The sequence below is a fragment of the Bradyrhizobium sp. SBR1B genome (assembly GCF_014198205.1).
GTDB lineage: Bacteria > Pseudomonadota > Alphaproteobacteria > Rhizobiales > Xanthobacteraceae > Bradyrhizobium.
On the sequence record NZ_JACIHC010000007.1, the window covers coordinates 130,192 to 149,363 of the forward strand.

Genomic DNA, 19,172 nt, shown 5'->3' on the forward strand with positions numbered 1-19,172 from the left:
GAATTCGAAAAAGAGTCGGGGTCGGTGCGATGGGTCGGACGTTCCGGATCAAGGTGCGCATGCGCCGTTTCAGGCGACAGCATCCCCGCATCGCCTTCGCGATCCGCTCTTTCATGATCTTCTCGGCGACGTTCGGCGGCGCCTATGGTTTCGTGTCCGGCAGCCGGTCCGAAAGTTCCGGCTACGATCCCCACACCTTTGCGATCGGCGCGAGCTTCCTGTTCGCGCTCGCCTGCCTCGGCCTTGCGACGCTGAGCATGCGCCTGCGTTTCGTGAACAAGCGGCTGCGCACCCTCGCCGCCCACAACGAGGCGCTGATCGACCGCAATTGGGAGCTGAAGGAGGCGGAAGAACGCGCCCGCAGTCTGTTCGAGCAGCAAGGCGACCTCATCGTGCTGCGCGCTACCGATGGCCGCATCACTTTTGCCAACGAAGCCTATTGCGCGCTCGCGGGACAAGCGCGCAGCGCGCTGGTCGGCACGCGTTTCGATTTCGACGTGCTGGAGCAGGGCGACAGCGCCCGCGAGAGCAGCGGCACACGCATCCACGACCAGAAGATCGCAGCCCCGCTCGGCGCGCGCTGGATCGCCTGGCGCGAAGGTTATGTCCGCCTCGATGCCGGACAGCCCGCCGAATTGCAGAGCGTGGGGCGCGACGTCACCGACCGCACCGAGAGCGAACGCGCTCTATCCGACGCGCGCGACCAGGCCGACGCTGCCAACCGCGCCAAATCGCGCTTCCTCGCGATGGCTTCGCACGAGATCCGCACGCCGCTGAACGGCATCATCGGCATGGGCGGCCTCCTGCTCGACACCAATCTGACTCCGGAGCAGGGGACGTACGCCAGGGCGGTGAAAACCTCGGGCGAAGCCTTGATGGCGCTGATCGAGGAACTGCTCGACTATTCCAAGATCGAGGCCGGCAAGCTTGATCTGGAGCAGCGTCCCTTCGCGCTCTCGACCCTGGTCGAGGAGATCACCGAGCTGCTCGCGCCCCGCGCGCAGGCCAAGACGCTGGAGATCGCCGCCTATGTCGACGAGCGCCTGCCGCTGGAGGTGGTCGGCGATGCGGCGCGGCTGCGCCAGGTGCTGCTCAATCTCGCCGGCAACGCCATCAAGTTCACCGGGAGCGGTGGCGTCGCGCTGATCGTCGAGCCCGGTATCTGGCCGAACGAGATCAGCTTCCTGGTCCGCGACTCCGGTATCGGCATTGCGCCGGAGGCGCAGCAGCGCATCTTCCGCGAATTCGAGCAGGCCGACGAGCGCGTCGCCCGCACTTATGGCGGCACCGGGCTTGGCCTTGCCATCAGCGAACGCATCGTCAAGCGCATGGGCGGCCGGATCACGCTCGCAAGCGAGCCGGGCAAAGGCTCGACCTTCGAGATCGCGGTGCCGCTTCCGCCCTCGCAAGCCAGTGCGGGACAGACGGCCTTTCCGAGCCCCGACCTCACCGGCAAGTCGATGCTCCTCGTCGCCGACGGCATCGAGGCCTCGCTGATCGCGCGGCGCCTCGAGCGCTGGGGTGGCCAGACCTGCATGGTTGCGGATGCCGCGGTCGCCGAAGCGCTGCTGCCGGAACGCTCATGGCACGCGGTGCTGATCGATCGTGCGATCGGCCCTGCCGCGGCCGACCAGCTGGGCGAACTGGCCCGCGCGCATGCGCTGCAGCGCCTCGTGCTGCTGACCTCCAGCTCGCGCCACGAAAAGCTGTCGCCGGCCTTCACCGGTTTTCTGGTGAAGCCGCTTCGGGCGGCCTCGCTTGCCGCGCGCCTTGCGATGACGCCGGAGGTGGCCTCGCCCGATCTGGCGCCGGAACCGCCGGCGGAAGCTGCCGGCGCGACACCGGCCAAAGCAGCGACCAAAGGCCTGTCGATCCTCGTCGCCGAGGACAACGAGATCAACGCGCTGTTGATGCGCTCGCTGCTGACGAAGCTCGGCCATCGCGTCGTCATCGCCGTGCACGGCGAGGCCGCGCTGGAGTCCTGGCTCGCCGCTTCATCGGCCGGCACGCCCTATGATCTCGTGCTGATGGACATCCAGATGCCGCAGCTCGACGGCATCGAGGCGACGAAGCGCATCCGCGCGCATGAGGCCGCGACCGGCGGCCACCACACGCCGATCCTCGCGCTCACCGCCAATACGCTGGTGGAGGACCGTTATGCCTGCTTCGAGGCGGGCATGAACGGATTCCTGATCAAGCCGCTCGATCGCGACAAGCTGGACGAAGCGCTGGCAGGGCTGGCGGCGTCACGGCGGCTGGCAGTCTGATCCGAAAACCTCACGGGAACCTCATCCCATCAGCAATCGATAATTGAAATCGACCGCGTTGCGCGCCACCATTCTCCGGGGGCCTTTGCAGGAGGGTTTCGCGCATGAACGTGCTTTGCCGCCTCGTATTCATTGTTCTTCTCGCTGGATTTTCCCGACACGCCGCGGCCGATACGCCGGAGCTCATCACCTCGCTCAAGCAAGGCGGCTACGTGCTGATCTTTCGGCACACCGCCACCGACGACAGTCAAAAGGACGTCTACCCCTTCAAGTTCGACGACATGAGCGCCCAGCGTCAGCTCAGCGAAAAGGGCAGGGACATGGCGCGCCAGATCGGGGCAGCGGTCAAGGACCTCGAGATCCCGATCGGCGATGTCTACACCAGCCGACTCAACCGTGCGATCGAGGCCGGCAAGCTGATCTCCGGCCGCGAGGTCAAGCCGGTTGACGCGTTGACGGACAGCAGCAACGCCAGCGCATCGGGAATGGCAAACCCGACCGGCGCCAATGCAAAGGCCGGACAGGCGGTGCGCCAGCTCGTCGACGCGCCGCCGAAAGCTGGTACCAACAATTTCCTGGTCACCCACAAGACGAACATCGCCGATGCCTTTGGCAAGGAGGCCGGCGACGTCGGGGAAGGCGAGGCTTTCGTTTACAAGGCCGGCAGCGCCGGCCCCGCCACCTTTGCCGGACGCATCAAGCCTGCGGATTGGAGCGCCAAAGCCGGCAAGTGAAGCGCCCGCATTCGACCCTGTTCGCTGGTGTGATGGAGGGGCCGGATTTCCCCGGCCTCGACGAGCCGGCTCACGTGGAGGGTATCCGGCCAATGTCTCGGCAACTGAGATTTGCCGAGACATTGCCGACACGCCGCGGACAGATTGACCTTGTCCGACTTGCCCCCGCACGATCGTCTTGTGATCCCCACGTCTTGCGAGTTCCGACTGAAAGGCTGGCGAACAGGTGAGAACATCGGAAGACCGCTCATTTCTCGCATTGCTTGCCGCAATCACGGTCGCGTTTGGCTGGGTGCTTTGGCCTTTCTCCGGAGCATTGCTGTGGGCCACGCTGCTGGCCATCATCTTCGCCCCGCTCTATCGACGCTTCCTGGAAACCCTGCCGGGAAAGCGTAACCTTGTCGCATTCTCCACCGTTGTCGTCGTGGTGGTGATCGTCTTGATCCCTGTCGCGATCGTCATCGCCTCGCTCATCGACCAGGGAGGGGAGCTGTATCAGCGGGTTCAGTCGGGGGAGATCAGCTTTGCTCATCCGCTTCAGCAGCTGAAATCCGCACTGCCTGACTGGGCTGCTCCCATGGCGGATCGCCTCGCCAGCATCGATTTTTCGGCCCTGAAGGAACGCCTGTCGGGTCTGCTCGTCCCGGCCGGCCAACAGCTGGCCGGGCACGCGATCAACATCGGTCAGTTGACCCTCGAATTCGTCGCAAGCTTGCTCGTGATGTTGTACCTGCTGTTCTTTCTGCTGCGCGACGGTGACGAGCTGAACGCGCGCATCCGCGACGCCCTGCCGCTGCGTGCGAGCCACAGCGCCGAGATTCTGACTGCGTTCACCCTGGCGGTACGCGGGACGATCAAGGGAATCATCCTCGTCGCCCTGATTCAGGGCGCGCTTGGCGGGGTGATCTTCTGGTTGCTCGGACTGACCGCACCGCTCCTGGCGGGCGCGCTGATGGCGCTGCTCTCGCTTCTGCCCGTGCTTGGCTCCGCACTGGTGTGGTTTCCGGCCGGGCTCTATCTGCTCGTGGCAGGCTCAGTCACGAAGGGAATCATCCTGCTCGCTTTTGGCACCTTCGTGATTGGCCTTGCGGACAACTTTCTTCGCCCCATCCTGGTCGGGCAGTCGATCCGGATGCCAAGCTACATTGTGTTGCTCGCCACCCTGGGCGGCCTTGCGGCTTTCGGTGCAAACGGCTTCGTCATCGGCCCACTCGTCGCGGCCATGTTCCTGACGGCCTGGCAGGTCTACGTCCGCTCGAAAGAGCAACAGGAAGCCCGGAAATGACCTGCTACGCGGCGTAAGCGATGAAGCGCGGCGCGGAGAGCTTGTCGGGCGGCCCCGGAGTGTTCTGGAAGACGGTGTCCGTTTTTGCCGCCCGCTTGCAATGCGGGCATACGAAGAGATGCGCGATCACCGGAACCGGCTCGTCCGCGAGCAGTTCCGAGCGGAACCACCTCATCTCGACATGGCAATCCGGACAGGTCGGTGCTTCGAGTTGTTCCGCAGCACTTCTGAGACGATCAACCATCGAGACCTCGCGTTTTCCAAGGTCTTAGCCCAATACCTCTCGTCGGTCTGCAACAAAAGACACCGCTGCACGAACGCGCAGGATCCGCCGACCGCCGCGATTACAGACGCCTGAGCGCCACGCTCTCCACGGTGTGGTCGGCGCCCTTCTTCAGGATCAGCGTCGCGCGAGGGCGGGTCGGCAGGATATTGTCCTCGAGATTGGCGAGGTTGGTGCGTTCCCAGATCGCGATCGCGGTGGCAGTGGCTTCCTCGTCCGACAACAGCGCATAGCGGTTGAAGTAGGACTTCGGATTGGTGAATGCGGTGTCGCGCAGCGCCAGGAAGCGCTTGATGTACCATTGCCGCAGCGCGGCTTCGTCGGCGTCGATATAGACCGAGAAATCGAAGAAGTCGGAGACCACGGGCACCGCCTTGCCGTCGCGCGGCAGCTTGCCGGTCTGCAGCACGTTGACGCCCTCGACGATCAGGATGTCGGGCTGGTCGATCTCGGCCCACTGGTTCGGCACGATGTCGTAGGTCAGATGCGAGTAGACCGGCGCACGCACATGGCGGCGGCCGGACTTGATGTCGGACAGGAAGCTGAGCAGCAGCGGCAGGTCGTAGCTTTCCGGAAAGCCCTTCTTCTGCATGATGCCCTGCCGGTCGAGCACGGCGTTCGGATAGAGGAATCCGTCGGTGGTGATGAGTTCGACCTTCGGACGCGGCGACCAGCGCGCCAGCAGGGCCTGGAGCACGCGGGCCGTGGTGGATTTTCCGACCGCGACCGAGCCGGCGACGCCGATGATGTAGGGCACCTTGCGGTCGCGGATGTTGAGGAACTGGCGCTCCGCATAATACAGGCGCTGCATCGCATCGACATAGATCGAGAGCAGGCGTGACAACGGAAGATAAATATCCTCGACTTCCTTGAGATCGAGGCGATCGTGCAGCGAGCGCAGCCGGTCGAACTCGCCCGGCTCCAGCGTCATCGGCGTATCGTCGCGCAGACGCGCCCACTCCTCACGCGAATAGATGCGGTACGGATTATACTGCTGCTCGGGTGCGCGGATATCCATAACGCGACCTTTCCGTTGCGGCTTATACTAGCCCTTACGCGACGCTTTCTCTTCCAACCCTGACATATTCGTCCGCTTGTCGAGCGCCGCTTCCACCTCTTCCAGCTTTACGCCGCGGGCCTTGAGCAAGACAAGGAAGTGATAGAGCAGGTCTGCGCTCTCCGCGATCAGATGCGCGCGATCGTTTTCGACTGCTGCGATTACGGTTTCGACTGCTTCCTCACCGAACTTCTTGGCGCAATGCTCGGCGCCCTTGTCGAGGAGCTTGCGGGTATAGGACGCTTCGCCGCCCGCCGCCGCACGGGCGTCGATGGTCTCGGCCAGATCGTGGATCGTGAAACGCGGCATCGGAATTACTCGGAAACACGCTTGGCAACACACTTGGCCACGGAGGCCATTCCCCGCTACCTCATGTAGCACTTTTATGAACGGGAGTCGTCATGCATCGAGGCGCATGGCCAGTCCGCGCCGGGCCATGTGCTCCTTGGCTTCGCGGATGGTGAATTCCCCGAAATGGAAGATCGAGGCGGCAAGCACGGCCGTGGCGTGGCCGTCGCGGATACCGTCAACGAGATGGTCGAGATTGCCGACGCCGCCCGAGGCGATCACGGGGACGGCAACGCTGTCGGCGATCGCCCGGGTCAGCGGGATGTCGAATCCCTGCCTCGTGCCGTCGCGGTCCATCGACGTCAGCAGAATTTCACCGGCACCGAGCGAGACCACTTCCTGGGCATATTCGATCGCGTCGATGCCGGTCGAGTTGCGCCCGCCATGGGTGAAGATCTCCCAGCGGTCGCCGCCGGGGCGCTTGACGCGCTTGGCATCGATCGCAACCACCACGCATTGCTCGCCGAATTTTTCGGCCGCTTCCTTGACGAACTCGCGCCGGGATACCGCGGCGCTGTTGATCGAGACCTTGTCCGCACCGGCGCGCAGCAGCGTCTTGATGTCGTTGACCTCACGCACGCCGCCGCCGACGGTCACAGGCATGAAGCAGGCTTCCGCCGTGCGCCGGACCACGTCCAGCATGATGCCGCGGTTCTCATGGGTCGCGGTGATGTCGAGGAAAGTGAGCTCGTCAGCGCCGGCGGCGTCATAGGCGATGGCGGCTTCGACGGGGTCGCCGGCATCTCTGAGATCGACGAAGTTGACGCCCTTGACGACGCGGCCGTCCTTGACGTCGAGGCAGGGGATCACGCGCACCTTGAACATGTGTCAGCTCCTGCGCGCGTCGCGGATCAAGGTGAGGGCCGCAGCTGGATCGAGCCGGCCGTCATAGAGCGCCCGGCCGGCAATCGCGCCGGCGAGCTTCCTGGCGCGCGGCGTCAGCATGGCTTTCACATCTTCGATCGAGGCGAGGCCGCCGGAGGCGATCACGGGAATCGAGATGGCATCAGCCAGCGCAATGGTCGCATCGAGGTTCAGGCCCTTGAGCAGGCCGTCACGCGCGATGTCGGTGAAGATGATGGCGGCAACGCCGGCATCCTCGAAGCGCTTTGCGATCTCCAGCACGGTCACTTGCGAGGTTTCGGCCCAGCCTTCGACCGCGACCTTGCCGTCGCGGGCGTCGAGCCCGACCGCAACACGGCCGGGGAATTTCTTCGCGGCAGCCTTCACCAGCTCCGGATCGCGCACTGCGGCGGTGCCGATGATGACGCGGGTGATGCCCTTGTCGAGCCAGGCTTCGACGGTGGCGAGATCGCGAATGCCGCCGCCAAGCTGCACCGGAATCTTGATCGTCTTCAGCATCGCCTCGACGGCCTCGGCATTCACCGGCTTGCCGGCGAAGGCACCGTCGAGGTCGACGACGTGGAGATACTCAAAGCCCTGCTCGGCAAAGCTCTGCGCCTGCGCGGCAGGATTGAGGTTGAACACCGTCGCACGCGCCATGTCGCCTTGCTCGAGGCGCACGCATTGGCCGTTCTTGAGATCGATCGCGGGAAAGAGAATCATGATTGAGCCAGAATTTTTCCGCGCACAGGGTGCGCTCCCTCCCCCCTTGTGGGGGAGGGTTGGGGAGAGGGGTAAGCCACGGGCACCGCCGTTGCCGCTACCCCCCTCCCGAATGCTGCGCATTCGACCTCCCCCACAAGGGGGGAGGTAACAAGAGCGGTAGGCATCACGGTTTCCATCGCAAAAAGTTCGAGATCAGAGCGAGGCCAAAGCGCTGGCTCTTCTCGGGGTGGAATTGGGTGCCGATGGCGGTGTCCTTGCCGACGATCGCGGTGACAGGCCCGCCATAATCGGCGCGCGCGAGCACGTCCGCTTCGTTGGCGGCGTTGAGGTGGTAGGAGTGCACGAAATAAGCGTGCTGGCCCTTCGGACCGAGCGGCAGCTTGTTCAGCACCGGATGCTCCTGCAGCACGTCGAGCGTGTTCCAGCCCATGTGCGGGATCTTCAGGCATTCGTCGCGCGGCGTGATCTTCTCGACATCGCCGCCGATCCAGTTCAGGCCATCGGTCGTGACATGCTCCTTGCCACGGGTCGCCATCAACTGCATGCCGACGCAGATGCCGAAGAACGGCCGCGCCTTGACGCGCACCGCTTCGGTGATCGCCTCGACCATGCCGTTGACGGCGTCGAGCCCGCGCCGGCAATCGGCAAAGGCGCCGACGCCCGGCAGCACCAGACGGTCGGCCTCATAGGCCTGATCGGGATCACTGGTAACGAAGACCTTCTGCGGATTTTCGAGGCTGCGCGCGGCGCGCTCGAACGCCTTGGCGGCGGAATGCAGATTGCCGGAACCGTAATCGATGATGGCGACGCTCATCTTGACCCTCCCGGTTCTGGAAACAACCCGATGATGCCGCCGGCCGGAAGCGGCGGCGGATTCGAGAATTGCTGACCCGGCACGCTGCGGGTCGGCGGCGGGCCGCCGCGATCGACGGCCCATTGATCGTTGACGATGCCGTGCTGCTTCTGGCTCCAGCGCTCGAAGAAGCGGCGCTCGGCAGTGTCCTCGTCATCGCCAACCACCACGTCGAGCTGCCGCCACTTGCCGCGCGACAGCGTCCAGCGGCGCAGGCTCGAGGCCTCGAAGCCCATCAGAAGCGCGACGATGAGATCGGCGAAGAAGATCGAGCCGCGTCCGACGCCGAGGCTGGACAGTCCGGCGTTGAACGCCGCGACGAAAACCACCCAGCCGATCAGCGCCAGCCACAGCCGATTCCACAGCAGCCAGAACGGGCCGAGGATCATCGCCCAGAAATGGAATCCGTCGCGCACGAACACGAACTTGTCGGTCGCGCGCAGATCGGCTCCGGCAGGGGAGGGAGCATGAACTGTGTAGACAGGCATGGTAATGCCCCGTTCTTAAGGATTCAGTGATGCCGCAAGCGGCGCGTGCCGCTAGCCGAAAGAGGTCAGCCGCCGAGCGAGCCCTTGGTGGACGGGATTTCTCCCGCCGCTTTCGGATCGATCGCGACCGCGGTGCGCAGCGCCCGCGCCAGGCCCTTGAAGCAGGACTCGGCGATATGGTGGCTGTTATCGCCATATAGGGTCTCGACGTGGAGAGTCACGCCGGCGTTCATGGCGAAGGCCTGGAACCACTCGCGCACCAGCTCGGTGTCGAACTCGCCGATCTTGTCGCGGGGGAAGTCGGCCTTGAACACCAGGAACGGGCGGCCCGAGATGTCGATGACCACGCGCGACAGCGTCTCGTCCATCGGCATGTGCACGCCGGCATAGCGGGTGATGCCAGCCATGTTGCCGAGCGCCTGCTTGACCGCCTGGCCGAGCGCGATGCCGGTGTCTTCGGTGGTATGGTGGTAATCAATGTGCAAATCGCCCACCGCCTTGACCGTGAGGTCGATACGGGAATGGCGGGCGAGGAGATCGAGCATATGGTCGAAAAAGCCAATGCCGGTCGTGATGTTGGCCACGCCGGTGCCATCGAGGTTCACGGAGACCTCGATGTCGGTTTCCTTGGTCTTGCGCTTGATCGTCGCGGTGCGCATTGAAACTAGCTCTCATCCTGGCTCGGGGCCGAAAACGCCGGTCTTTTAACAGCCAAATGACGCCTTCGCTACCGCGGGATCGCCTTGGCAGGCCGGCACTTCCACCTATGGTGAGCGAAATTCGGCCCGGAACGGCCCGTTGTGCCCCCGCCCCCGACCGCCTAAATCAGGCCGAACAACGAGGATCATTCATGCAGGATTCCCAGAACAGCTCGCCAGGCTGGCACGGCACCACGATCTTGACCGTCCGCAAGGGCGGCAAGGTGGTGGTCGGCGGCGACGGCCAGGTCTCGATCGGCCAGACCGTGATCAAGTCCAACGCCAAGAAGGTCCGGAAACTGGGCAAGGGCGACGTGATCGGCGGCTTTGCCGGGGCCACCGCCGACGCCTTTACCCTGTTTGAGCGGCTGGAAGCCAAGCTCGAGCAATATCCGGGGCAGCTGACCCGGGCCGCGGTCGAGCTGGCCAAGGACTGGCGCACCGACCGTTATTTGCGGCGGCTGGAGGCCATGATGATCGTGGCCGACAAGGAAGTCTCCCTGGTGCTGACAGGCACCGGCGACGTGCTCGAACCCGAGGCCGGCGTGATGGCGATCGGCTCCGGCGGCAATTACGCGCTGGCGGCGGCACGGGCCCTGCTCGACACCGACAAGGACGCCGAGACCATCGTCCGCCGCTCCCTCGACATCGCCGCCGACATCTGCGTCTACACCAACCGGAATTTGACGATCGAGAGCCTGGCAGCGGGATAGGCCATGGCGCCTGCCTACACCTTCCGCCCGATGACCGCGGCCGATCTGCCGATGATCCGGCGCTGGCTGGACGCGCCGCATGTTGCCGAATGGTGGCATGATCCGGAGACGCTCGAGCTCGTCGGCGGCGACCTCGAGCATCCCGACTTGGCGCAGTTCATCGTCAGCCTTGACGGCCGGTCTTTCGCCTATCTGCAGTGCTACCAGATGAGCGATTGGCATGTCAGCTTCGGCCCGCAGCCCGTAGGGACCCGCGGCCTCGATCAGTTCATCGGCGAGGCCGACATGCTCGGATGCGGCCACGGCTCCGCTTTCATCCGCGCTTTCATCGACCAGCTCTTTGCCCGCGGCGTGCCGCGCATCGTGATCGACCCCAGCCCCGCCAATCCGCGCGCAATTCGTGCCTATGAGAAGGCTGGATTCGTGCCGCAGCACGAGATCGTTACGCCCGATGGTCCCGCCCTCCTGATGATCCGAGAGCCATGACGCTTGCCGCAACCACCACCGTCAAGACAGCGTTTCCGCCGCTCGCCTGGGCCGGCATCGCGCTGCTGCTGCTGGCGCTGCAGGCTGCGATCCTGTTCGCGATGGGGCGGGTGCCGATCTGCACCTGCGGCTATGTCAAGCTGTGGCACGGCGTGGTGAACAGCTCGGAGAACTCCCAGCACATCGCCGACTGGTACAGCTTCTCGCACGTCCTCCACGGCTTCCTGTTCTACGGCCTGACCTGGCTGCTGTTTGCGCGATTGCCCCTGCTGTCTCTGTCCTGGCCGGCCCGCCTCATCATCGCCATGCTGATCGAAGGCGCCTGGGAGATCGTCGAGAACTCGCCCTTCATCATCGAGCGCTACCGCGCCGGCACGATTTCGCTGGATTATTACGGCGACAGCATCGTCAATTCGGTCTCCGACAATCTGGCCATGATCCTGGGGTTCCTCGCTGCACGCGCGCTGCCTGTCAGTGCGACGGTTCTGCTCGGGCTCGCCTTCGAGATCATGCTGGCGCTGCACATTCGCGACAATCTGACGCTCAATATCCTGATGCTGATCCATCCGATCGAAGCCGTGAAGCAATGGCAATCGGGTCCGCCCATCATCTGAGCTAAAAAGCGACTTGTCCTTAACCGCCTCCCGCCCTAGCTAGACAGACATGACAGACTTCTCTCCCCGCGAAATCGTTTCCGAACTCGACCGCTTCATCGTCGGCCAGGCCGACGCCAAGCGCGCCGTCTCGATCGCGCTGCGCAACCGCTGGCGCCGGCAGCAGCTGGAAGGCTCCTTGCGCGAGGAGGTGCTGCCGAAGAACATTCTGATGATCGGCCCCACCGGCGTCGGCAAGACGGAAATCGCGCGGCGACTCGCCAAGCTGGCGAATGCGCCGTTCCTGAAGGTGGAAGCGACCAAATTCACCGAGGTCGGCTATGTCGGCCGCGACGTCGAGCAGATCGTGCGCGATCTCGTCGAGGTCGCGATCGCCCAGGTCCGCGAGAAGAAGCGCAAGGACGTGCACGCCCGCGCGCAGCTCGCCGCCGAGGAGCGCGTGCTCGACGCGCTGGTCGGCGCCAATGCCTCTTCCGCGACGCGTGAATCCTTCCGCAAGAAGCTGCGTGCCGGCGAGCTCAACGACAAGGAAATCGAGATCGAGACGCAAGGCGGCGGCAGCGGCATGCCGATGTTCGAGATCCCGGGCATGCCGGGCGCGCAGATGGGCGCGATCTCGATCGGCGACATCTTCGGCAAGCTGGGCGGGCGCAGCAAGACGCGGCGGCTGACGGTCGAGGGTTCGCACGAGATCCTCGTCAACGAGGAATCCGACAAGCTGCTGGACACCGATCAGCTGACGCTGGAGGCGATCAACGCGGTCGAGAACAACGGCATCGTGTTCCTCGACGAGATCGACAAGATCTGCGCGCGCGAAGGCCGTGCCGCCGGCGACGTCTCGCGCGAGGGCGTGCAGCGCGATCTGTTGCCATTGATCGAGGGCACCACGGTCTCGACCAAGCACGGCGCGGTCAAGACCGACCACATCCTGTTCATCGCCTCCGGCGCCTTCCACGTCGCAAAGCCGTCGGACCTGCTGCCGGAATTGCAGGGCCGCCTGCCGATCCGCGTCGAATTGCAGGCGCTGACCCGCGACGACATGCGCCGCATCCTGACCGAGCCCGAGGCCTCGCTGATCAAGCAATATGTCGCCTTGATGCAGACCGAGGGCGTGACGCTCGACATCACCGACGGCGCCATCGACGCGCTCGCCGACGTCGCGGTCGCCGTCAACTCCACCGTCGAGAACATCGGCGCGCGGCGGCTGCAGACCGTGATGGAGCGGGTGCTGGACGAGATCTCCTTCACCGCCCCCGACCGCAGCGGCGAGACCGTCAAGGTGGATGCGGATTTCGTGCAGAAGCACGTGGGTGATCTCGCCAAGAACGCCGATCTGAGCCGGTTTATTTTGTAATTTGGATTCAGTCCGCTATCTATTCCGCTGTCGTCCCCGCCTAGTGCGCAATTGCGCACGGGCGCGGGGACCCATAACCACCAGCGGTCCTTGTTAGAAAAGATGGCGGCCCCAGCCTTGGCTCAAACAGCGTCCTGTGGTTATGGGTCCCAGGTCGCGCTTCGCTTGCCCGGGACGACAGCGGTGGTCGATCGCGCCAGCTCAGGTGCGGCGTGATCGCTCAAATTCAGAAAAATCCCTGGCGCCTTCTGCTCGTGGTCAACGCCGCCATCCTCGTCGGCGTGTTCGTTCACAAGATCCAGCTGCCGCCTTACGTCCCCTACATCCATCTCGTGGTCGACTACCATTTCGGCTTCATCAAGCGCGCGCTGATCGGGGCCATCGTCGCGCTGTTCACGGACAAGGTGCCGGTCTGGTCGGTGTTCGCGATCGGCGGGGTGACGTGGCTGGTGACGCTGGCCCTCTACGCAAGGCTGTTTCAGAAGAGCTTTGGCTTCACCGCGAAGACGCTGCCGCTGTTCGTCTTCATCGCGGGCTCGCCGTTCTTCCTCAAGAACTTCATGCACACGCTCGGCCATTTCGACATCTATGGTTGTGCACTGGCGATCGTCCTGCTGCTGATGCCGGCGGGATCGCTGCTGTTCGTGGCGACGGCTGCGCTGTTCTCGATCGTTCTCGTGCTGATCCACCACATTCACCTGCTGATGTATGTGCCGACGATCGTCACCATCGTCGTGATCAGGCACTATCTCGCTTGCGGGCTCAATCGCGGCAACGTCGCCTTCGGCATCGTCGCCCTGCTCATCGTCTCGGTGCTGTTCTTTGCGGCGCAATTTATGGGGACGATGCCGATTCCCGAAGCGGATTTCGTCGCGTATCTGAAAACGCGGATGGCCGACCCGTCGCGAACCGACCTGCTGCAATTCGCTTACATCTGGTACCAGCCGCTGGCGAAGGAGGTCTCGGATACCTGGGGGCGCCTGCCGCACAACATCCTCGGCGTGCCCGTGTTCGCGCTGCTGATCTGGCTGCACACGCCGCTGTGGCGCTATTTTGCCAAGCTGATCGCCGCGCTCGCAAGCGAGACGCACCGCCGCCTCGTGCTCGCGGCGCTGACCGGCGTCAGCCTCGCCTATCTCGTGATGTTCGCGATGGTGTTCGACTATTCGCGCTGGATCTCGAACTGGGCGGTCTGCATGTTCCTGATCCTGCATGCCGTGAAGATGCTGCCGGCCGCGCGTGAGACAGCGCTGATCCCGACGGAGGATCGGAAGACCAACGTCTTCGGCTTGATCCTCACGCTGATCCCGCGCGTCGGAATCATCCGGCCGTTTTAAAATCTCGCCCGCCTGATCCGCACATACAGCGCGCCCTCGCCGCCATGGCCGATATGCGCCGTCTCGAAGCCGACGACGAAGGCGCGGAATTCCGGCAGGCTCAGCCATTCCGGCACCAGGCGGCGCAGCACGCCGCTTTCGCCGCCGCTGCGGCCCTTGCCGGTGATGACGAGCACGAAGGTCATGCCGTCGTGATGAGCGCGGTGCAGGAAGCCGGTCAGGGCGCGATGCGCGCGGGTCTGGGTCATGCCGTGCAGATCGAGCCGCGCCTCGATCTCGCTGCGGCCGCGCGACAGTTTTGTACGCTCGCGCTTGCCGAGCGGCGCCAGAGGCGGGACGACCGGTTTTGCGGCGCGCGGCGCCGGTGCAGCAGCGACCGGCCGTGGCGATGACGCAGGCCGCGTGACGGGGGCTGCGGGCAAAGGCTCGGTGCGCGGAGCGGCATGCGCCTTCGCCGCGCGGTGCTTCCTCAGCGGCTTGACCTGCTTGGCAACGACCTCCCACAGCGCGCGCTCCTCCTCGCTCAGCGCGCGGCGGCGCGGCGAAGGGCGAGGCTCCAGCACGGGCGGACGGGACGATCGCTTCATTGCTGCCGATGGGGACGTTTCTTCGCCGGCCGCTGCGGTTCGGAAGCGGGCTCGATCACGGGACGCGGCGTGGGCAGCGGGACTGGACCCGCGATGGCGACCGTGTCGGTCTTGGCTTCCACAGGACCGGCGGCAGCAGCGGGCTTGGCCGTCACCTTCCCAGGATCGGTCTGCGGAAACAGCTTTGCGATCTTCTCCGAGGGCCGCGGATCGGGCACCGGCAGCCGCACAGCCCGCGCCGAGGGATCGAGGCCCTTCGGCACCAGCATCACGAAATGCATGGGATGGCGCAGCCGGCCGGAGACGCGGCCGGCCTCTTGGCCCGCGCCGAAAAACAGATCGGCGCGCGCGGGTCCGATGATGGCCGAGCCGGTGTCCTGCGCGATCATCAGCCGATGGAACGGTGTCTTGGAGCGCTCGGAATCGATCGGCAGCTCGCCCTCGATGAAGAACGGTGTGCCGTAGACATGCAGCGCCTTGTCGACCGCGATCGAGCGTCCCGCCGTTAGCGGAATGCCTTGTGCGCCCACAGCCTCGTCCTTGTCGGAGAGATTGACCTCGCGGAAGAAGATGTAGGCGCGGTTCGCGCGCCGCAGCTCCTTGGCGCCATCAGGGTTTTGCGTCATCCACTCCCTGATCTTCTGCATCGACATCTCTTCCTTCGGAATGATGCCGCGCTCGATCAGGATGCGCCCGACGGCGGTGTAGGGATAACCGTTATAAGCGTCGTAATTGAGCCGAACCGAGCTGCCGTCGTCGAACTTGATCCGCGCCGAACCCTGGATCTGCGCGAACAGCAGATCGGTCGGATCCTTCAGCCAGGCGATCTCGAGCCCGCGGCCGGCGATCTTGCCGTCCTCGATCTCGCCGCGGTCGTAATAGGGCACCAGCTTGCGGCGGCCGATCTTGCGATAGACCGGGCCCTTGTTGGGCAGGCTCACCGAATCCTGCTTGTAGCCGCGCACGAACAGATTCGAGGGACGGCGATAGACCGGAACATTGTAGATGTCGGTCTGCGTGCGCGATCCCTCCAACACCGGCTCGTAATAGCCGGTGACGAAACCGTCGGGCTCGCCGAGGCGCGAGATCCGCAGCGGTGCGAAGTTCTCCTCGAAGAAGGTCTTTGCCTTGGCGTCGTCGCTGAGCTCGAGCGCTTTCGCCGACCGGCAAGGTTCGTTCAGCGAGCCTGCCAGCGCCTTCGGTTCAGTCGCGCCGGTTTGTGCATTGATCGTCTTGCAGCTGGCGCGGAACGTCTTGTACGCCGCGAGATGATTGTCATCGCTCCAGCCCTTCACGTCCGCCCAGGCCAGCGGCAGATATTGCGCGCCGGGAATTTCGAACGGCAGCGGGAGCTGTGGATAGGGCAAGGCCCGCGGCGGAGCCGCAGGCAACGCTGGAGCATGATGGTGATGGCTGCGATAGTGGCGCCGCGCCGCCTCGGCGCCGAGCGAAAACGACGACAGCACGACGACACCTGCGCAAAGCGCCGTCGCGCCGGTCTTCAGATAGACCTTAATTCGCGCTTCCGGTGCCAACCAGCTTCCAGTTCGGATCGCGAGAGGTGACGTCGCGGGCGAAAGTCCAGATGTCGGTGATGTCGGCGACCGTGTCGGCGCTGCCGTCGACGATGTTGCCGGCCTTGTCCCGGGTGGCCGAGATCATCTGCGAGACGAAGCGGATCGTGAGCTGGGCGGTACGGTCGCGCTGCTCGGCGCCGACGAGCTCGGCCTTGTCGATCGAGACGAAGCGGGTCTCGGTCTTCTGCTCGTTCTTCTCGCGCTCCTTGATCGCGGCCTCGAAGCTGTCATAGACGTCCGACGACAACAGGTCGCGCAGCGCGCGGCGGTCGCCATTGGCAAAGGCCAGCACGATCATCTCGTAGGCACCGCGGGCGCCCGAGATGAAATGCCGCGGGTCGAAGGTGGAATCCTTTTCGACGATGGCATCGAGGCCCTGCGCCAGCGCGGTGCCCGGCTCGGTCAGGCCCTTCCAGCGATCGGAGGGTGGGGTCGGCTCGGCCGTCGGCGCCAGCGGGGCCTGGTCGATCACCTTGCCCGGCATGGTCACGACGTTGTTGTCCTGGGTACCCCCGAGCGCATTGCGGGCGGCAGTCCGATCGAACGGCGGCCGCTCGTTGCCGGTGCGCTGCCCGAGCACGCTGCGCAGCCGCAGAAAGATGAAGACCGCCAGCGCCAGGAAGATGATGGTGTAGATGTCCACGTCGGATTCGCTTTCTGGTCTTTGCTCTGGGTCTTTGCTTTGGGGTCGTCGCCGGGAAAATCAATCCGGCCAGTAGACCGTTCCATACGGGAACGGCAAGTCTACATCACCATTTTAGGTCCGCGTCAGGTCCGTGGGATGTAGGCACGAAATCTTGCCCGGCCAATGGCGCCTTTTGGCACAGCACCGAGTGTAGCGCGTTTTATGCTTAAGGGGAAACCCGATCCTGCCCGGAAATCGCGCATCTTCAATCATTTAAGGCGCAGATTTGCGGAAAAGGCAGGATGAACGCGGCAGTTGCGGCGCGGCCGGAATCCCGCCTCTGGGACCGTTCGTCCTTGTGGAACGAGGCGGCCCTATGTTAGCCAACCGCCGCGAAATTCAGCCCAAATCGGGTAAGGAGAGACTCTCATGACCAACGGTAACGGCACCCCTCCCGAGGCGGCCCAGGCTCCCCAGCTCAACGTGCTGGCGCAATATACTAAGGACCTTTCGTTCGAAAATCCGAACGCGCCCAGCTCGCTCCAGCAGCAGAGCCAGCCCCCCCAGATCAACATCCAGATCAATGTCAGCGCCAACAATCTCAGCGAACAGGAGTTCGAGGTGACGTTGTCGGTCGAAGGCAAGGCCGAGACCGCGGGCAAGATCATGTTCTCGTTCGAGCTCGCCTATGCCGGCGTGTTCCGCATCGCCAACGTGCCGAAGGAGAATCTGCATCCGCTGGTCATGATCGAGTGCCCGCGCCTGCTGTTCCCCTTCGCCCGCGAGATCATCGCGACCGCGGTGCGCGACGGCGGGTTCCCGCCCCTGATGCTGGATCCGGTCGACTTCGTCGGTCTCTACCGCCAGAACATGGAGCGGCAAATGGCCGCTCAGCCGAGCGGCCAGGCCTAACCAGCCGGAGGAGATGGAGCGGGCAAAAACTCGTTCCAGATCGCCTTGTCGCCGAGCGTTGCAATGAAGGCCTTGTGGGCCTCGCGCTCGGCATCGGAAACCCGCGGCGCGAGCGGCACCAGACGTTGCCGCCGCGGCGCATCGCCAGCCGCATTGACGCGAATCTCCTGAGCGTCCGACGCCAGGAGCAGCTGCGACTGCCGCGCCCCGACCAGATCGACATAGACCTCGGCCAGCAGCTCGGCGTCCAGCAGCGCGCCGTGCTTGGTGCGGTGTGAATTGTCGATCGCATAGCGCGAGCAGAGATCGTCGAGCCGGTTGGACACGCCGGGATGCTTGCGCCGCGCCAGCAGCAACGTATCGACCAGCCGCTCGCGCGGGATCGCCGCGCGCTTGATCTTGTCGAGCTCGGCATTGATGAAGCCGATGTCGAACGAGGCGTTGTGGATCACCAGCGGCGCATCGCCGATGAACTCCAGAAACGCATCGACGACCTCGTGGAACAGCGGCTTGGTCGACAGAAATTCGGCCGACAGCCCATGCACCGCAAAGGCTTCCGCCGGCATGTCCCGTTCAGGATTGATATAGACGTGGTACGTCTGCCCGGTCGGCATGCGATTGAGGATCTCGACACAGCCGATTTCGACCAGACGATCGCCGCGAAGCGGATCGAGGCCGGTGGTTTCGGTATCGAGAACGATTTCGCGCATGTCTTGAGATCAGTGGCGTGAGAGCAGCGTCTTGAGAGCCGTGTGCGGCGGCGAATCAGGCCCGCCGCTGCGGCATCTTAACGACCTCGGCCAGGATGTGGGCGATTTGCGCGCGCACCGGGTCAAGTCCATGTGACGTATCCACCACGAAATCGGCCCGCTTGCGCTTCTCCGCGTCCGGCGTCTGCTTGGCGATGATCGCGTCGAGCTTGGCCTCGTCCATCGTGCCGCGGGCCAGCACTCGCTCGCGCTGGAGTTCCGGCGAGGTCGAGACCACGACCACGGCGTCGACCCGCTTCTCGCCGCCGGTCTCGAACAGCAGCGGGATGTCCAGCACCACGACCGGCGCCTTGGCGGCTTCCGCCGCGGCGAAGAACTTTTGCCGGGACGCACCGAGCATCGGATGGACGATCTGCTCGAGCTGCTTGATTGCGGCCGGATCGTGCACGACGCGCGCCGACAGTTTTGGCCGGTCCACCTTGCCGTTCGCGGTGGTGCCGGGAAAAGCTGCCTCGATGGCGGGCGCCGCTTCCCCCTCATAGAGCTGATGCACGGCTGCATCGGCATCGTAGACGGGCACGCCGGCCTCCGCGAACAGTTTCGCGGTGGTGGATTTTCCCATCCCGATCGAGCCGGTCAGTCCCAGGATCCGCATCAGCGCTCAGCCCTGTCTGT

At 64.5% G+C, this 19,172-nt stretch carries 22 protein-coding genes; 9 read left to right on the plus strand and 13 right to left on the minus strand.

Features of this window, described 5'->3' with window-relative positions; genetic code table 11:
* The first annotated feature begins 29 nt into the window (after positions 1 to 29).
* The 3 genes from GGD61_RS19870 to GGD61_RS19880 all read left to right on the plus strand — a co-directional run bounded on the left by GGD61_RS19870 (position 30) and on the right by GGD61_RS19880 (position 4,286).
* Positions 30 to 2,267, plus strand: a complete 2,238-nt coding sequence (locus GGD61_RS19870) for a PAS domain-containing hybrid sensor histidine kinase/response regulator (protein WP_183231031.1) — start codon at positions 30 to 32, stop codon at positions 2,265 to 2,267.
* Positions 2,268 to 2,371: 104 nt separating this feature from the next.
* Positions 2,372 to 3,001 (plus strand): histidine phosphatase family protein, encoded by a 630-nt coding sequence (locus GGD61_RS19875; protein ID WP_092251338.1) that lies wholly within the window; start codon positions 2,372 to 2,374, stop codon positions 2,999 to 3,001.
* A 226-nt stretch (positions 3,002 to 3,227) separates the two neighbouring features.
* A complete protein-coding gene (locus GGD61_RS19880; RefSeq protein WP_092251336.1) occupies positions 3,228 to 4,286 on the plus strand; it encodes an AI-2E family transporter in 1,059 nt (352 codons plus the stop codon).
* Positions 4,287 to 4,290: 4 nt separating this feature from the next.
* On the opposite strand, the gene GGD61_RS19885 is transcribed toward GGD61_RS19880, so the two are convergent.
* The 8 genes from GGD61_RS19885 to hisB all read right to left on the minus strand — a co-directional run bounded on the left by GGD61_RS19885 (position 4,291) and on the right by hisB (position 9,543).
* Positions 4,291 to 4,530, minus strand: a complete 240-nt coding sequence (locus tag GGD61_RS19885; protein WP_092251335.1) for a hypothetical protein — start codon at positions 4,528 to 4,530, stop codon at positions 4,291 to 4,293.
* A gap of 100 nt (positions 4,531 to 4,630) precedes the next feature.
* Positions 4,631 to 5,587 (minus strand): type I pantothenate kinase, encoded by a 957-nt coding sequence (gene coaA, locus GGD61_RS19890; protein ID WP_018323521.1) that lies wholly within the window; start codon positions 5,585 to 5,587, stop codon positions 4,631 to 4,633.
* Between the two features lie 27 nt (positions 5,588 to 5,614).
* Positions 5,615 to 5,935: a phosphoribosyl-ATP diphosphatase gene (locus GGD61_RS19895; protein ID WP_018323522.1), complete on the minus strand. Its 321-nt coding sequence runs from the start codon at positions 5,933 to 5,935 to the stop codon at positions 5,615 to 5,617.
* A 90-nt stretch (positions 5,936 to 6,025) separates the two neighbouring features.
* On the minus strand, positions 6,026 to 6,799 hold the full coding sequence (gene hisF, locus GGD61_RS19900; protein WP_018323523.1) for an imidazole glycerol phosphate synthase subunit HisF: 774 nt from the start codon (positions 6,797 to 6,799) through the stop codon (positions 6,026 to 6,028).
* A gap of 3 nt (positions 6,800 to 6,802) precedes the next feature.
* On the minus strand, positions 6,803 to 7,540 hold the full coding sequence (hisA, locus tag GGD61_RS19905; RefSeq protein WP_092251334.1) for a 1-(5-phosphoribosyl)-5-[(5-phosphoribosylamino)methylideneamino]imidazole-4-carboxamide isomerase: 738 nt from the start codon (positions 7,538 to 7,540) through the stop codon (positions 6,803 to 6,805).
* A gap of 166 nt (positions 7,541 to 7,706) precedes the next feature.
* A complete protein-coding gene (gene hisH, locus GGD61_RS19910) occupies positions 7,707 to 8,357 on the minus strand; it encodes an imidazole glycerol phosphate synthase subunit HisH (protein WP_092251333.1) in 651 nt (216 codons plus the stop codon).
* On the minus strand, positions 8,354 to 8,884 hold the full coding sequence (locus tag GGD61_RS19915; protein WP_018323526.1) for a DUF2628 domain-containing protein: 531 nt from the start codon (positions 8,882 to 8,884) through the stop codon (positions 8,354 to 8,356). Before GGD61_RS19915 ends, hisH begins: the two co-directional genes overlap by 4 nt.
* A 65-nt stretch (positions 8,885 to 8,949) precedes the next feature.
* Positions 8,950 to 9,543, minus strand: a complete 594-nt coding sequence (gene hisB / locus GGD61_RS19920; protein ID WP_092251332.1) for an imidazoleglycerol-phosphate dehydratase HisB — start codon at positions 9,541 to 9,543, stop codon at positions 8,950 to 8,952.
* Between the two features lie 191 nt (positions 9,544 to 9,734).
* On the opposite strand from hisB, the gene hslV reads away from it, so the two are divergent.
* The 5 genes from hslV (at position 9,735) to GGD61_RS19945 (ending at position 14,086) form a co-directional block, all read left to right on the plus strand.
* Positions 9,735 to 10,295: an ATP-dependent protease subunit HslV gene (hslV, locus tag GGD61_RS19925; protein ID WP_092251331.1), complete on the plus strand. Its 561-nt coding sequence runs from the start codon at positions 9,735 to 9,737 to the stop codon at positions 10,293 to 10,295.
* 3 nt (positions 10,296 to 10,298) lie between these two features.
* Complete coding sequence (locus GGD61_RS19930; RefSeq protein ID WP_092251330.1) at positions 10,299 to 10,781, plus strand: GNAT family N-acetyltransferase; 483 nt, start codon at positions 10,299 to 10,301, stop codon at positions 10,779 to 10,781.
* Complete coding sequence (locus GGD61_RS19935; protein ID WP_092251329.1) at positions 10,778 to 11,395, plus strand: DUF2585 domain-containing protein; 618 nt, start codon at positions 10,778 to 10,780, stop codon at positions 11,393 to 11,395. The genes GGD61_RS19930 and GGD61_RS19935 overlap by 4 nt, the downstream gene beginning before the upstream one ends.
* Positions 11,396 to 11,444: 49 nt before the next feature.
* On the plus strand, positions 11,445 to 12,749 hold the full coding sequence (gene hslU / locus GGD61_RS19940) for an ATP-dependent protease ATPase subunit HslU (protein WP_092251328.1): 1,305 nt from the start codon (positions 11,445 to 11,447) through the stop codon (positions 12,747 to 12,749).
* Between the two features lie 212 nt (positions 12,750 to 12,961).
* A complete protein-coding gene (locus GGD61_RS19945) occupies positions 12,962 to 14,086 on the plus strand; it encodes a hypothetical protein (protein WP_183231032.1) in 1,125 nt (374 codons plus the stop codon).
* On the opposite strand, the gene GGD61_RS19950 is transcribed toward GGD61_RS19945, so the two are convergent.
* From GGD61_RS19950 to GGD61_RS19960, 3 genes are read right to left on the minus strand one after another with little or no spacing between them, the layout of a single operon-like run.
* A complete protein-coding gene (locus GGD61_RS19950) occupies positions 14,083 to 14,673 on the minus strand; it encodes a Smr/MutS family protein (RefSeq protein ID WP_183231033.1) in 591 nt (196 codons plus the stop codon). The genes GGD61_RS19945 and GGD61_RS19950 overlap by 4 nt on opposite strands.
* On the minus strand, positions 14,670 to 16,208 hold the full coding sequence (locus tag GGD61_RS19955; protein WP_183231034.1) for a murein transglycosylase A: 1,539 nt from the start codon (positions 16,206 to 16,208) through the stop codon (positions 14,670 to 14,672). Before GGD61_RS19955 ends, GGD61_RS19950 begins: the two co-directional genes overlap by 4 nt.
* Positions 16,186 to 16,893, minus strand: coding sequence for a Tim44/TimA family putative adaptor protein (locus GGD61_RS19960; protein WP_183231035.1), 708 nt, complete (start codon positions 16,891 to 16,893; stop codon positions 16,186 to 16,188). The genes GGD61_RS19955 and GGD61_RS19960 overlap by 23 nt, the downstream gene beginning before the upstream one ends.
* A 411-nt stretch (positions 16,894 to 17,304) precedes the next feature.
* On the opposite strand from GGD61_RS19960, the gene secB reads away from it, so the two are divergent.
* A complete protein-coding gene (secB, locus tag GGD61_RS19965) occupies positions 17,305 to 17,787 on the plus strand; it encodes a protein-export chaperone SecB (protein ID WP_018323536.1) in 483 nt (160 codons plus the stop codon).
* On the opposite strand, the gene dnaQ is transcribed toward secB, so the two are convergent.
* Both dnaQ and coaE read right to left on the minus strand, forming a co-directional pair.
* Entirely contained in the window at positions 17,784 to 18,497 is a 714-nt protein-coding gene (dnaQ, locus tag GGD61_RS19970; protein WP_092251323.1) for a DNA polymerase III subunit epsilon, read from the minus strand. The genes secB and dnaQ overlap by 4 nt on opposite strands.
* Before the next feature lie 55 nt (positions 18,498 to 18,552).
* Positions 18,553 to 19,152: a dephospho-CoA kinase gene (coaE, locus tag GGD61_RS19975; protein WP_018323538.1), complete on the minus strand. Its 600-nt coding sequence runs from the start codon at positions 19,150 to 19,152 to the stop codon at positions 18,553 to 18,555.
* Positions 19,153 to 19,172: the final 20 nt, after the last annotated feature.